Origin of the sequence: Kitasatospora sp. NPDC059646 (assembly GCF_042734615.1) — a bacterium.
Taxonomy (GTDB): Bacteria; Actinomycetota; Actinomycetes; order Streptomycetales; family Streptomycetaceae; genus Kitasatospora.
Genome location: NZ_JBHWDS010000001.1, coordinates 19911 through 33194, shown reverse-complemented (window position 1 = coordinate 33194; position 13284 = coordinate 19911). Strand labels below are relative to the sequence as shown.

Genomic DNA, 13284 nt, shown 5'->3' with positions numbered 1-13284 from the left:
GTGCGAGCAGCCGGGTCCGGCTGAACCCGGCTGCGGGGGCGGCTACTTGGTCGTGCCGAGGGTCATCCCGTCCATGATCCGCCGGCCGCACCAGAAGAACAGCGCGACCATCGGCGCGACCAGGATGGTGACGCCCGCGAACAGGCCGCCCCAGTCGGAGGTGTACTGCATGGTGCTGCTGAGCTGGTTCAGGGCCGCCGGCAGGGTGAACTTCGCCGGGTCGTGCACCATCACCGACACCAGCAGGAACTCGTTCCACAGGCCGATCGCGTTCAGCACCGTCACCGTGGTCAGACCCGGGCGGGCCACCGGCACCATCACGGTCCAGAAGGTGCGCACCGGGCCGGCCCCGTCCAACGCCGCCGCCTCCTCCAACTCGGCGGGCAGCGACCGGAAGTAGCCGGACAGCACGAACACCGTGAACGGCAGCGACATCGCCACGTCGACCACCACCAGCGAGATCCGGTCGTCCCACCAGCCCGTCACCCAGTCCACCATGAACTGGCTGACCGAGGACGCCAGCGTCTGATAGGGGATCAGCACCGCCTGCACCGGCAGCGCCAGACCCGCCGCGAAGTACGTCAGCGTCGGCCCCGCCGAACGGCGCGAGGAACGCGCCAGCATGTACGCCGCCGGGGTCGCCACCAGCAGGATCCCGAGCAGCGAAACCCCCACCACCAGCACGGTGTTGAGCAGCATGCCGGCGAAGTCCGCGGCGTGCCAGGCCCGGGCGTAGCCCCCGAGGTCCAGCCCGTCCACGCCGAGCGGCGACGTCCACAGGGCACGCGAGGTGCGCACCGACGACAGGAACGTCCAGGCCAGCAGCAGCACGTTGAACACGGCCACCGCCCACAGCAGGACCTTCACGGCGCCGGGCACCGCCAGATCGCCGAAGAACCGTCGGACAGTACGGAGTCGGGCCTTCACGAGATCTCCAGTCGGTCGCTGCGGCCCAGCCGGCGCACCAGCACCACCAGGGCCACGGTGAGCACCGTCAGCAGCGTCGCCATCGCCGACGCGTAGCCCAGTTCGGGCGCCCCGCCGCCGGTGGTGTGGCCGGCCGACAGCCACTGCTGCACGGCGTAGGTACGGGCGCCGACGGACGGGGTGCCGGCCGTGCCGACGAATCCGATCACGATGTCGAAGGTGCGCAGGCTGTTCGCCGTCCACAGCACCGCCGCGATCGCGATCATGTCCCGGGACAGCGGCAGGGTGATCCAGCGGAACTGCTGCATCCGGGTCAGACCCGTCAACTGCGCTTCCTCGTACAGGTGCTTGGGGATCGCGTCGACCGCCGTCATCAGCAGCACGATGTAGAAGCCCGAGCCCATCCAGACCACGCCGACCACGATGCAGCCGAAGATGTGCTGCGGATCCAGCCAGGTCTGCTGCAGCGCCTCCAGGCCGAGCAGGCCCAGCAGGCGGTTGACCACGCCGTCCGGGTTCAGCAGGAAGCCCAGCGAGGTGCCGACCGCGATCATCGAGATGATCGACGGCAGGTACACCGCGGCCCGCACGAACGCCCGCCCGCGCATGTCGCGCAGCACCGCCATCGCGAGGAACGCCAGCGCGAACACCGCCGCGCCGCCCACCAGCACGATCACCGCGGTGTTCAGGAACGCCTGCCGCACCGTGTCGTCCCGGAACACCCGCAGGTAGTTGCGCCAGCCCACCCACGTCAGCGGCGAGCCCGGCCCCGACCACCTGGCGAACGAGATCACCACGCCGTACATCGACGGGCCGAGGAAGCCGACCGTGTACAGCAGCACCGCCGGCCAGGTGAACAGCCGGAACCAGCCCTTCGCGTCGCGCTGCGACACCGCCGAGGCAGCCCCCGGGCGGGCCCGGCCCGCGGTGCGGAACGCGGGCCGGGAGGCGCGGGAAGCGCCGCGCGCCGTCGTGGTGTCAGCCATTGGCCAGCGCATCCGCGGTCTTCTTCTTGCCCTGGGCGACGAAGTCGGCCGGCTGCAGGGTGCCGCCGAGCAACTGGTCGTCCAGCGGCAGGAACACGTTGTTCCACCACTTGTCCTGCGCCGTCGCGCCGTCGTACGTGGTGTTGGTCTCGGTCGCCTTCAGGATCGACTCCTGCGCCGCCTTCAGCGCGTCCGGCGCCTTCGCGTCCGCCCGGGACGGGATGTTCAGCGCGTCCGAACCGATCTTTCCGATCACCTGGGAGCGCAGCAGGTGGCTCATGAACAGCTGCGCCGCCTCCGCGTGCTTCGCCTTCGCACTCAACGACCAGCCCAGCGAACCGACTTCGACCGTGGAGTGGCCGCCCTCCACCATCGGGAAGGCGAAGCTGCTCGGCTTCGCGTCGGCCGGTGCCTGCGGCCTGGTCTCCGACGGCAGCCACGTCCCGTTGATGTTCAGCGCCGCTTTGCCCTGCGCCCAGTCGTTCTGCGCCGCAGGGTACTTGGTGCCCATGTAGCCGTCCTGGAAGTACGGCCGCAGCTCCGCCACGCCCTGCGCGGCCTTCAGCACCTCAGGGCGGTCCCACGCCGAGGCGTCCGTGCCCAGCGCGGCGAGCGAGCCCGGGCCGCCGTAACGCATCATCAACTCGTAGAACCAGTAGGCGTTGTAGAAGTTGACCAGGCCGTCCTGGGCGATCGGCGTGCCGCCCGCCGCCTTCTGCTGCTGGAGCAGCGCCAGGAACTCCGTCCAGGTCGCCGGCTGCTTCGCGGCCAGCGCCGGGGTGCGCGCCGCGTCGTACCAGATCGCGGTGGAGATCAGCGTGTGCGGGACGAACGCCAGCCTGCCGTCCTTGTCGGTGGCCGACTTCAGCACGTTCGGCGGCAGCACGTCCGCGACCGACTTGCCGTCCTCGCCCGGCACCGGCAGCTTCAGCACCGCGTCGGCCGGCTGCGTCATGTGCTGGCCCGCGAACGCCGCGATGTGGTCGGTGCCGCTGTCGAACATGTCCGGGCCGCTGCCCGAGGCGATCGCCTGCGGCATCGTCGTGGTGCCGGACCGGCCCAGGTACTTGATGTTCACCTTGATGCCGGTCTGCGCGGTGAAGTCGTCCGCCGCCGCCTTGAAGATCGCGGCCTGCGGCTCCTTCTCGCCCCAGGTCGACCAGTAGTCGACCTGGCCCTGCGCCTTCGCGGCGGACACCAGGTCGGCGGCCGAACCGCCCTGCGCGTGCTGCGCGCTGCCGGAGTTCTTGACGCCGCAGGAGGAGACCAGCAGCACGGTCGCCAACGAGGCGGCGAGCGCGGCCGCGGCGGCCGGGGACGGGGTACGGGACATGGTGTTTCTCCATCGAGGGGGCGTGGCGGTGGGGGAGGTCGGGTGGTTCAGAGGACGGGCGCGGCGTTGTGGGCGAGGGTGACGACGGTGCCCGTGCGGCGGGCCTGCTCGGCGGCCCAGACGGTGCGGTGCGCGGCCAGGCTCTCCCGGCCGCTGGAGCGGATCCGGTCGCCGGCGCCGGTGGCGACCGCGTCCACGAACGCCTCCAGCAGGCGGTCGTCCGCGCCGCCGTGCCCGGCCGCCGCCGAGGCCTCGGCGTCCGGGACGTCGGAGGCGTCGATGAACTCCCAGGTGGCGGTGGTGAAGTCGTGCACCGACAGGCGCAGGCCGTCGCCCTCGACGTAGCCGCGGGTGCCGAAGACCCGGGTCTTGCGGAAGTCCAGCGGGGTGAACGCCGACATCGTGAACGAGGCGGTCCGCCCGTCGCCGAAGTCGAAGTCCACCACCTGGGTGTCGACCACGTCGTTGTCGCAGGCGTACACGCAGCGCCCGTACGGGCCGGAGCGCAGAGCCCGGCGGACGCCGTCCTCGGTGCGGTCGGCGGTGACCGCGCCGAGCGGCCAGTACTCCTTGTCGGGGTCGCCGAGGCAGCCGAGGTACAGCCGCGGCGCCGAGTACGGGCAGTCCGGCTCGACCGGGCAGTCCAGGCAGTTGTCGGCGGCCCCGGCCGGCCGGTTGCGCGCGTTGAAGTGCACCAGGCCGCCGAACGAGGACACCCGCTCCGGCGGACGCCCCATCAGGTGCAGCAGCCAGTCCACGTCGTGCGAGGACTTGGCCAGCAGCATCGGGGAGGACTCGTCCTCGCGCCGCCAGTTGCCGCGCACGAAGGAGTGCGCCTGGTGCCACCAGCCGACCGGCTCCAGGTGCTGGATCGACACCACTTCGCCGATCCGGCCGGAGTCGATCAGCTCCTTGAGGGTGCGGGTGTACGTCGTGTAGCGCAGCACGTGGCAGACCGCGAGCAGCACCCCGGCGTCCTCGGCGGCCCGCACGATGCGCAGGCAGTCCTCCTCCGTGGTCGCCATCGGCTTCTCCAGCAGCAGGTGGTAGCCGGCCTGCGCCAACGCCTCCACCGGGCCGGTGTGCTGGGTGTCCTGGGTGGCCACCACCGCCGCGTCGGCCAGCCGCGGCCGGGCCGCCAGCTCCCGCCAGTCGGCGAACACCGCGTCGTCCGGGACGCCGTACTCGGCGGCGAACTCCGCCCGCCGCCGCGGGTCGGGCTCGGCGACCGCGACGATCCGCGCCAGGCCGCCGCGGTGCGCGCTGCGGGCGTAGACGCCGCCCCGCAGCCCCGCGCCGACAACGGCCAGCGTCACCTGCTTTCCTGGCACAACGCACCCCGACTTCCCAGCAGTTGGCGAATTCCGGCCGGACGGCACACCGCAGGTCCGAGCCGTGCGAAGATGACTTTCCAAGGACACTTATGTAAGTGCCTTGTGGAATGGAATCATGGGGATCGGAACCGGCCACCGTCAAGACTTCGGCGGACAACGATCCTTGACGGGGCGACAGCCCCGCCGGCCCGCTCCGGCCGGGCCGCACGAACGACTTGCGAAAGGAAGGCGATAGATGAGCGCGGGACATGCGACGACTTCGGAAGGCGAGCCCGACGACGGCTCCGAGGGGGCGGCCGGCGCCGTCCGGATCCCCGTCCTGCCGGCCAGCGCCGCCCAGGTGCTGACCGCCGTGCGCGCGGCCGCGACGCCCGCCGTCACCGTCGCCGAGGCCGCCACCGCGACCGGGCTGTCCCGCCCCACCGTCGAAGTCGCCCTCGACCGGCTCGCCCTGCTCGGCCTGGTCAGCGAACTCGCCCCCGACCCCGGCGGGCGCCGGATGGGACGGCCCGCCCGCAACTACCGCTTCCGGCCGCGCGCCGGGCACGTCCTCGGACTCGACATCGGCAAGTACAAGGTGCTCGCCGTCCTCGCCGACCTCGACGGCAACGTGCTCGCCACCCACCGCATCGAGGTCGACCCCGCGCAGCCGCGCAAGGCCCGGCTCGCCGCGACCCGGGCCGCCGCGAAGGCGGCGCTCGCCGCCGCCGACGTCACCCACGACCGGCTCTGGGCGGTCACCGCCGGCACCACCGGCATCGTCGACCGCGAAGGCCGGATCAAACTCAGCTCCGCCCTCCCCGAATGGACCGGCCTGCACCTGGCCCGCTCGCTCGGCCGCACCTTCGCCTGCCCCGTCCTGGTCGAGAACGACTGCCGGCTGGCCGCCGTCGCCGAACGCTGGCTCGGCGTCGCCCGCTCCGTGGACGACGTCGTGTACCTGCTCGCCGGCATGCGGATGGGCGTCGGCGTGCTCAACGGCGGTGTCCTGCAACGCGGGCACAACGGCTCGCTCGGCGAGATCGGGGCGCTGCCCGAACTCGGCTGGAACACCGCGCCCGGACACCTGGTCGACGACCCCGACGCGGAATCCTCCGAACAGGCCGTCACCGCGCTCATCGCCGCCGCGCGGGCCGGCGACGGAGCGGCCGCCGAACGCATCGGCCGCTTCCTGGACGCGATCACCCTAGGCACGGCGACCGTCGCCCTCGCCTTCGACCCCGAACTCGTCGTCGTCGGCGGCGGATTCTCCCGCGCGGACGACCTCGTCCGGGACCGCGTCCAGCACGCCCTCGACACGCTCTGCCCGATGCCGCCCCGGGTCGCCTCCTCGGCCCTGGGCGACGACGCGGTCGCGCTGGGCGCCGTGCGGGTGGCGCTCGACCACGTGGAGGCGCAACTGGCCTGAGCCGGTGGGGCGTTCGAGGATCGGCCGACGGCAGGACGGCCGACCCCGCGGTCGGCGGGCGGGCGGGCGGTCGGCGGGCGGGCGGTCGGCGGGCCGTCAGAGGGCGGCGAGGCGGCCGAGCGGGACGGCCGGGTCCGGGAGGCCGCAGGCGGCGCGGACGGCGGAGTCGTGGGCGGCGGCCAGCGCGTCGAGGCGGGACAGGCGGGCGCGGCCCTGGCGGGAGAGGTGGGCGGTGATCCGGCGGCGGTCCCGGTCGTCCTGGCGGCGGTAGGCCAGGCCGGCGTCCGCGAGGGCGTCCACCAGGCGGCTCAGGCTGGCCTGCGGGATCAGCAGCGCCTGCGACAACTCGCCCATCGCCCGGCCCTCGCCGTCCGCGAGCGCGCGCATCACCCGCCACTGGTCCACCGTGCAGTCCTCCTCGGCGAGCGCGGCGCCCAGGCCGGAGGTGAGCCGGCGGTGGGCGAGCGCGACCAGTTCCACCAGCAGCGGCGGCCCGCCCGCCGTGCCCGGCCCGCCCGCCGTGTCCGCCGTGCCCGGCGCGGCAGTTGCGTGCGCGGCGGAGCGCTTCGTGGCCATCCGACCCTCCCGTTCCCAGGTCACCCCCGGCCCCGCGGTCTTTCCCGGGGCCGAGATCCCGACCATACTCGCCCTGGTGATGCTGGATGCCAGGCTGGTCGACCCGCTCGACGCGCTGCACCTCCCGCGCGAGGACGACGCGTTCCGCGTGGGCCTCGTCGTGCCGCAGTCCGGCCCGCTCGGCCTGACCGGTCCGTCCGCCCTCGACGGCGCCCTGCTCGCCGCGCACGAGATCAACGCCCGCGGCGGCATCCACGACCGCCCCCTCGACCTGGTCCTGGTCGACGGCGGCGCCGAACCCGGCCCGGTCTCCGCCGAAGTCGCCCGGCTGCTCGACGCCGGCGCCCTCGACGCCCTGGCCGGCTGCCACACCAGCGACGTCCACCGCGCCGTCGAGACGGTCACCGCCGGACGGATCGCCTACATCTACACCCCGCCGCACGAAGGCGGCCCCCGCCTCCCCGGCGTCCTGTGCACCGGAACCGACCCCGCCGGCCAACTCGCCCACGCCCTGCCGCAGGTGACGGAACGTCACGGACTGCGCCGGTGGGCGCTGATCGGCAACGACTACATCTGGCCGCGCTCCGTCCACCGCACCGCCGCCGCCCTCGCCACCCGGGCCGGCGCCGGCGTCGTGCTGGAACGACACCTCCCGTTCGGGACCGTCGAACGCACCGTCGAACCCCTGCTCGACGCGCTGCGCACCGCCCGCGCCGACGCCCTGCTGCTCAGCCTGATCGGCCGCGACCTGGTCCACTTCAACCGCGCACTTCGCCGCAGCGGACTCGACCGGCGGCTGGTGCGGCTGTCCGGGGCGCTGGAGGAGAACGGGCTGCTCGCGCTCGGCGGCGACGACACCGGGACGCTGTACGCCGCGATGCCCTCGTTCGCCACCCTCGCCGAGGAGCCGCGGCAGTCGCTCGCCGAACGCCACCGGGCGCTGTGCGGGCCGTGGGCGCCCGTCCTCGACGCGTACGCCGTCGGCCTGTACGAGGGCCTGCACCTGCTGGCCGCGCTGGCGGACCGTCACGCACTGGAGCCGCACGGCCTCGCCGGGGCGGCCGGACGACTGCTCCGCGGCGAGCGGCGCGGCGTGCACCTGGCCCGCGCCGAGGGCCTCGGCTTCGCCGTGCTGCCCGGGCCGTCCACCCGCTGACCTGCGCCGTCCCGAGGGCCTCCGGATTCTCGTCAGGCGGAACGGCGTCCCCAAACCCTTCCATATGGAAATAGTTGGCTCTACAGTCTCCCCCAACCCCCGCAGGGTCCGTCACGGAGAGAGAGCACCATGGCCGACACACCCGCGCCCCAGAGCATCGAGAGCTACGGCTACCAACAGGAGCTTCGCCGGTCCCTGACCTTCACCGACCTGCTCGTCTACGGGCTGGTCTTCATGGTGCCGATCGCCCCCTTCGGCATCTTCGGCGGCGTCTTCCAGGGCTCCGGCGGCATGGTCGCCCTGGCCTACGTCCTCGGCATGGTGGCGATGATGTTCACCGCCCTGTCGTACGCGCAGATGTCCCGGGCGTTCCCGATGGCCGGCTCGGTGTACACCTACGCCGGACGCGGCATCGGCGCACCGGTCGGCTTCCTGTCCGGCTGGATGATCCTGCTGGACTACGTGCTGGTGCCGGGCCTGCTGTACCTGATCGCCGGCGTCGCGATGAACTCGCTGGTCCCGTCCGTCCCGGTGTGGCTGTGGCTGATCGGCTTCGTGCTGCTCAACACCGTCGTCAACTACCTGGGCATCGAGACCACCGCCAAGGTCAACAAGGCCGTGCTGGTCGGCGAACTCGTCGTGCTGGCCCTGTTCGTGGTGGTCGGCGTGGTCGCGCTCGCCCACGGCAAGGGCCGCGGCTTCGACTTCACCCCGCTGTACAACGCGCACACCTTCTCGTGGAGCCTGGCCTTCGGCGCGGTCTCCATCGCCGTGCTGAGCTTCCTCGGCTTCGACGGCATCTCCACCCTCTCGGAGGAGAACCGCGACTCCACCAAGGCCATCGGCCGCTCCATGGTCGCCGCGCTGCTGCTCGCCGGAACCCTGTTCATCGTGCAGACCTGGGTCGCCTCGCTGCTGGTCGCCGACCCCGACGCGCTGATCGCCGACGGCGACCCGAACGGCACCGCGTTCTACGACGCCGCCCGCACCGCCGGCGGCGGCTGGCTCGCCACCGTGACCGCCGCGTCCACCGCCGTCGCCTGGGGCTTCGCCAACTCCCTGGTCGCCCAGGCCGCCACCTCCCGGCTGCTGTTCGCGATGGCCCGTGACCGCCAGCTGCCCGCGTTCCTCGCCAGGATCCACCCCACCCGGCGGGTGCCCGTCAACGCCACCCTGCTGACCGCGGGCATCTCGCTGGTGCTCGGCCTCTACACGGCCTCCCGCAGCGACGGCATCACCCTGCTCAGCACCCTGGTCAACTTCGGCGCGCTGACCACCTTCCTGGTGCTGCACGTCGCCGTCGTCGTCCACTACCTGATCCGCCGGCGCAGCAAGGACTACTGGCGGCACCTGATCGCCCCGCTGCTCGGCTTCGCGATCCTCGCCTACGTCGTGGTCAACGCCAACATCGCGGCCCAACGCCTCGGCTTCGTCTGGCTGTTGATCGGCGGGGTCGTCCTGATCGGCCTGATCGCGACCGGCCGCAGGCCCCGGCTGGCCGTCGCCGGGAGCGGCGCAGCGGAGAACACCCCCGTCATCGAGGAGAACCGCAAGTGACCCTGCCCGAGATCGTCCGGCTGAACCCCGGGCCGCAGGACTACGCCTACACCTTCGGCGGGCGCCCCCCGCTGACGACCGTTCAGCCCGGCAGCATCGTCGAGCTGACCACCGAGGACTGCTTCGGCGGCAAGGTCCGCGGCACCGGCGACCTGCCCAGCCAGGTCTGCGTCTTCCCGTACCTCAACCCCGTCACCGGCCCGATCGCGGTGGCCGGGGCCGAGCCCGGCGACGTCCTCGCGGTGCACTTCGTGGAGATCACCCCCGCCCGGGACCACGGCATCTCCAGCACCTTCCCGCACTTCGGCGCGCTGACCGCCACCCACCAGACCGCGATGCTGCACCCCGCGCTGGAGGAGCGGGTCTGGATCTACGACCTGGACCCGGCCGCCGGACTGTGCCACTTCCGGGCCCGCACCGGGGACTTCACCGTCGCCCTGCCGCTCGACCCGATGCACGGCACCGTCGGCGTCGCCCCCGCCGCCGACGAGGTGCTGGCCTCGATCACGCCGGGCGCGCACGGCGGCAACCTGGACACCCCCGAGATGCGGGCCGGCGCCACCGCCTACTTCGGCGTCAACGTCGACGGCGGACTGCTGGCCATCGGCGACGGCCACGCCCGGCAGGGCGAGGGCGAGGTGTGCGGCACCGCGGTCGAGGCGGCGATGCGCACCACCGTGATCGTCGACCTGGTCAAGGGCGGCGGACCGGCCTGGCCGCGGCTGGAGAACGACGACTTCCTGATCAGCACCGGCTCCGCCCGCCCGCTGGAGGACGCCTTCCGGATCAGCCAGCACGACCTGGTCGGCTGGACCGGCGAACTCCTCGGCCTTGACCCGCTCGACGCCTACCAGCTGGTCAGCCAGGCCGGCCTGGCGCCGGCCGCGAACGTCTGCGACACCAACTACACGATGGTCGCCAAACTGCCGAAGGCCGTGCTCGGCCGGGCCCGCGCGTACGACGGCCTGCACGAGCGGCTGCGGGCGACCGCCGCGGCGTACCTGCGGCACCGGTAACCCGCCGCCCGGCGGCAACTCGTCCGCCGCGGCCGGTGCTTGAGCGTGCTCGACGCTCAGGCGCCGGCCGCGTCGAGGTTCGCCGTGAGGCGGTTGAGCAGTTCGCGCAGGGTGCGCAGGTCGGAGAGCGGGAGTCCGGCCGCGGCGCCGATCCGGCGGGGGACGGCACGGGCCGGCTCGCGCAGGTCCCGGCCGGCCGGGGTGAGCGAGACGATCACCGACCGCTCGTCCTGCGGACTGCGTGCGCGCAGCACCAGCCCCGTCGCCTCCAGCCGCTTGAGCAGCGGGGAGAGCGTGCCGGAGTCCAGCCGCAGACGCTCGCCGAGCTGCTTGACGGGCAGTTCGCCGTGCTCCCAGAGCACCAGCATGACGAGGTACTGAGGGTACGTCAGGCCGAGGTCCTTGAGCGCCGTGCGGTAGACGCCGCCGAAGGCGCGCGAGGCGGCGCTCAGTGAGAAGCAGATCTGCTGGTCGAGCAGCAGCAGGTCCACGCCCGCGCGCTCGGCCTCGTCCACCGCGGCGCCGTCCGCCGGGGCCCGGTTCTGGTCGTCCCTGGTCATGGCTCCCAGGGTAGCAAGCGGTCGATTTAGTTGTGCGCAATTGAATTGTGTGCTGTAGTTATCCGGCAGGGCAGGCCGGAGACGGCGCCCGGCGGGGGACACCGCCGGACACCGGACGGATCTCTCCGCACGGAACTTTCGACACGCTTTTTTGGGACGACAGGAGAACCCGGAATGGAACCGCTCTACACCGCAGTCGCCACCTCCAACGGCCGCGAGGGCCGCTCCGTCAGCTCGGACGGCACCCTCGACCTCAAGCTGTCCCCGCCGCCCGCGCTCGGCGGCAACGGCGACGGCACCAACCCCGAGCAGCTGTTCGCCGCCGGGTACTCGGCGTGCTTCGCCGGCGCACTCGGGGTGGTCGCCCGCCAGGCGAAGGTCGACGTCTCCGAGGTCTCGGTGACCGCCGAGGTCACCATCGGGAAGGACGACAGCGGCTTCGGCCTCTCCGTCGTCATGCGGGTGGAACTGCCCGAGGAGCTGGCCGGCGAGACCGGTGAGCTGCTGGTCAAGCAGGCCCACCAGGTCTGCCCGTACTCCAAGGCCGTCAGCGGGAACATTCCGGTCGAGCTGATCGTCGAGTAGGGCAGAGGCAGGGGTCTCGTCAGGGGTCTGCGGGCCGCATCCGCGTGGGGGCGGAGCGGCCCGCAGTGACGTCCGGGCTCGGTCGGGTGGCTCGGTCGTGCAGGGCCCCGGCCGGGCCGGAACTGGCCGGCGGGGCCTGCCGGCCCGGGCCTGCTTGGTCGGGCCTGCTTGGTCGGGCCTGTTGTGTGCGGGGTGGCCCGGGGCGGGCCTGCTGCGCCCGAAGTCCCGGGTCGGCTCCGGGAGCGGACGGCGGGGGCGGGCGCAGCGTCGGTGCGGTCAGAGCGGGAGCAGCTCCGGGCGCTTCGCCTCGATGTGGTCGCCCGACGACTCGCCGCGCAGGCGGCGGCCCACCCACGGCAGCAGGTAGGTGCGGGCCCACTGCAGGTTCTCGCGGCGCTGGTCGGCCGCGGTGGTCACCGGCGCCGGCGGCCAGGCGGCCTCCGGGTCGCCGTCCACGGCCAGGCCGAGGGCGCGCGCCGCCAGCAGCGCCACCCGCTGGTGGCCCTCCGGCGACAGGTGCAGCCGGTCGTCGGACCAGGCCCGGCGGTCGTGCACGGCGCGCAGCGACCACAGGTCCGCGACCGCGAGACCGTTGCGGTCGGCGATCGCCCACAGGTGCGAGTTGTAGGTGGCGACCTTGCCGCGCAGGTGGCGCAGCACCGGCACGTTCCGGGTGTCGAAGCCGGTGCAGATCAGCACCTTCCCGGCGCTCTCGCGCAGCTGGAGCACGGCCGACTCGAAGTGCTCGGCGATCACGTCCGGGTCGCTGCCCGGGCGGAGGATGTCGTTGCCGCCGGCGCACAACGTCACCAGGTCCGGCTGGAGTTGACGGACCTTCGGGACCTGCTCGGCCACGATCTGGTCCAGCAGGCGGCCGCGCACGGCCAGGTTGGCGTACCGGAAGTCGGCCCCCGGTCGGCGCTCGGCCAGCATCCCGGCGAGGCGGTCGGCCCAGCCGGCGAACTGGCCGTCGGGGCCGGGATCGTTCAGGCCCTCGGTGAAACTGTCACCGAGGGCGGCGTACGAACTGAGGTCAAGGGTCTCCTGGTAGTCGGCCATGGAGGAGATAGTTCACCTTGTGAAGTGACCTACGCCACCGTAGGTGGCCCTCCGCGGTCCGTGATCTCCGCCACGGGACCGCGCGGCGCTACCCTTCAGGGGTCAGAACGGCAGGACGACAGGAGGACCGGCGTGACCACCGACGCCGTGCGCGAGGAGAAGTCCCGCCGCAAGCAGATGATGATCCGCGCGCTGATCTACATCGTGGGCACCCACGTGTTCGCCGGCTTCGTCCTGCTGCTGTTCGCCGTCGGCCACCGCTGAGTGGCGTCCGCCGTCGGACGCCGCTGAGTGCTGTTCGCCGTCGGCTCCCGCTGCTGCCCGGGCCGGAGCGCGCGTCGTCGCGAGCCGGATCCCCGCGTCAGGGCGAGGCGGTGTCGGTGAGCGGACCGGGCAGTGCGCGGGCGGCGACCTTGGCCAGGTGCGCGTCGAACGCGGCCGCCGGATCCGGGTGGACCCGGACCAGCGCGACCATCGCGGTGATCACCACGTCACAGAGCTCGCCCGCCACGTCGTCCCAGGTGTGCGAGAAGCCCTTGCGCGGGTTCTGACCCATCGCGCCGATCACCGCCTCGGCGACCTCGCCGGCCTCCTCGCTGATCTTCAGGCACTGCAACACCCGCTGCATCTCCGGCGGTTGGCTGCTGCCCTCGGCCAGCCACGCCGCCAGCCGCTGCACCGTCTCCCACTGCTGCGCCTCCACGTCCCCGCCCTTTCGCCGCCGCCGCCGGGGGCGCGTTCCGTCGCGCCCTCCCGGAATTCCAACGACCGTACCCGGCGCGGGCGA

At 72.9% G+C, this 13284-nt stretch carries 14 protein-coding genes; 6 read left to right on the top strand and 8 right to left on the bottom strand.

The genetic code is table 11. From position 1 onward, the window contains the following. Positions 1-42: 42 nt before the first annotated feature. The 4 genes from ACFV1L_RS00160 to ACFV1L_RS00145 are packed head-to-tail and all read right to left on the bottom strand — an operon-like array spanning position 43 to position 4562. Positions 43-927 (bottom strand): carbohydrate ABC transporter permease, encoded by an 885-nt coding sequence (locus ACFV1L_RS00160; protein WP_380361455.1) that lies wholly within the window; start codon positions 925-927, stop codon positions 43-45. Next, positions 924-1913: a carbohydrate ABC transporter permease gene (locus ACFV1L_RS00155; RefSeq protein ID WP_380361453.1), complete on the bottom strand. Its 990-nt coding sequence runs from the start codon at positions 1911-1913 to the stop codon at positions 924-926. The genes ACFV1L_RS00160 and ACFV1L_RS00155 overlap by 4 nt, the downstream gene beginning before the upstream one ends. Beyond that, positions 1906-3246 carry an ABC transporter substrate-binding protein gene (locus ACFV1L_RS00150; protein WP_380361451.1) on the bottom strand — a complete coding sequence of 447 codons (1341 nt, stop codon included), beginning with the start codon at positions 3244-3246 and terminating at the stop codon, positions 1906-1908. Before ACFV1L_RS00150 ends, ACFV1L_RS00155 begins: the two co-directional genes overlap by 8 nt. 47 nt (positions 3247-3293) lie before the next feature. Then, positions 3294-4562, bottom strand: coding sequence for a Gfo/Idh/MocA family protein (locus ACFV1L_RS00145; protein ID WP_380361449.1), 1269 nt, complete (start codon positions 4560-4562; stop codon positions 3294-3296). Between the two features lie 253 nt (positions 4563-4815). Here ACFV1L_RS00145 and ACFV1L_RS00140 point away from each other — a divergent pair, with 253 nt between their 5' ends. Continuing rightward, a complete protein-coding gene (locus ACFV1L_RS00140) occupies positions 4816-5988 on the top strand; it encodes an ROK family protein (RefSeq protein ID WP_380361448.1) in 1173 nt (390 codons plus the stop codon). A 96-nt stretch (positions 5989-6084) separates the two neighbouring features. Here the strand turns inward: ACFV1L_RS00140 and ACFV1L_RS00135 are convergent, their stop codons facing one another. Continuing rightward, a complete protein-coding gene (locus ACFV1L_RS00135; RefSeq protein WP_380361446.1) occupies positions 6085-6564 on the bottom strand; it encodes a MarR family winged helix-turn-helix transcriptional regulator in 480 nt (159 codons plus the stop codon). Between ACFV1L_RS00135 and ACFV1L_RS00130 the strand changes: the two genes are divergently transcribed. From ACFV1L_RS00130 to ACFV1L_RS00120, 3 genes are all read left to right on the top strand, one after another. After that, entirely contained in the window at positions 6557-7720 is a 1164-nt protein-coding gene (locus tag ACFV1L_RS00130; RefSeq protein ID WP_380361445.1) for a substrate-binding domain-containing protein, read from the top strand. The two genes, ACFV1L_RS00135 and ACFV1L_RS00130, sit on opposite strands and share 8 nt — an antisense overlap. A gap of 129 nt (positions 7721-7849) precedes the next feature. Then, the gene (locus tag ACFV1L_RS00125; protein WP_380361443.1) at positions 7850-9277 is read left to right on the top strand and encodes an APC family permease; all 1428 of its coding nucleotides are present in this window, start codon (positions 7850-7852) and stop codon (positions 9275-9277) included. Then, a complete protein-coding gene (locus ACFV1L_RS00120) occupies positions 9274-10293 on the top strand; it encodes an acetamidase/formamidase family protein (protein WP_380361442.1) in 1020 nt (339 codons plus the stop codon). Before ACFV1L_RS00125 ends, ACFV1L_RS00120 begins: the two co-directional genes overlap by 4 nt. Before the next feature lie 56 nt (positions 10294-10349). Here the strand turns inward: ACFV1L_RS00120 and ACFV1L_RS00115 are convergent, their stop codons facing one another. After that, entirely contained in the window at positions 10350-10853 is a 504-nt protein-coding gene (locus ACFV1L_RS00115; protein ID WP_380361440.1) for a MarR family winged helix-turn-helix transcriptional regulator, read from the bottom strand. 174 nt (positions 10854-11027) lie between these two features. On the opposite strand from ACFV1L_RS00115, the gene ACFV1L_RS00110 reads away from it, so the two are divergent. After that, entirely contained in the window at positions 11028-11438 is a 411-nt protein-coding gene (locus tag ACFV1L_RS00110) for an organic hydroperoxide resistance protein (RefSeq protein ID WP_380361438.1), read from the top strand. A gap of 276 nt (positions 11439-11714) precedes the next feature. Here the strand turns inward: ACFV1L_RS00110 and ACFV1L_RS00105 are convergent, their stop codons facing one another. Continuing rightward, entirely contained in the window at positions 11715-12497 is a 783-nt protein-coding gene (locus ACFV1L_RS00105) for an SGNH/GDSL hydrolase family protein (RefSeq protein ID WP_380361436.1), read from the bottom strand. A gap of 132 nt (positions 12498-12629) precedes the next feature. Here ACFV1L_RS00105 and ACFV1L_RS00100 point away from each other — a divergent pair, with 132 nt between their 5' ends. Further along, positions 12630-12761 carry a DUF6126 family protein gene (locus tag ACFV1L_RS00100; RefSeq protein WP_244305529.1) on the top strand — a complete coding sequence of 44 codons (132 nt, stop codon included), beginning with the start codon at positions 12630-12632 and terminating at the stop codon, positions 12759-12761. Between the two features lie 97 nt (positions 12762-12858). Here the strand turns inward: ACFV1L_RS00100 and ACFV1L_RS00095 are convergent, their stop codons facing one another. After that, positions 12859-13200, bottom strand: coding sequence for a MazG-like family protein (locus tag ACFV1L_RS00095; protein WP_380361434.1), 342 nt, complete (start codon positions 13198-13200; stop codon positions 12859-12861). Positions 13201-13284 lie beyond the last annotated feature (84 nt).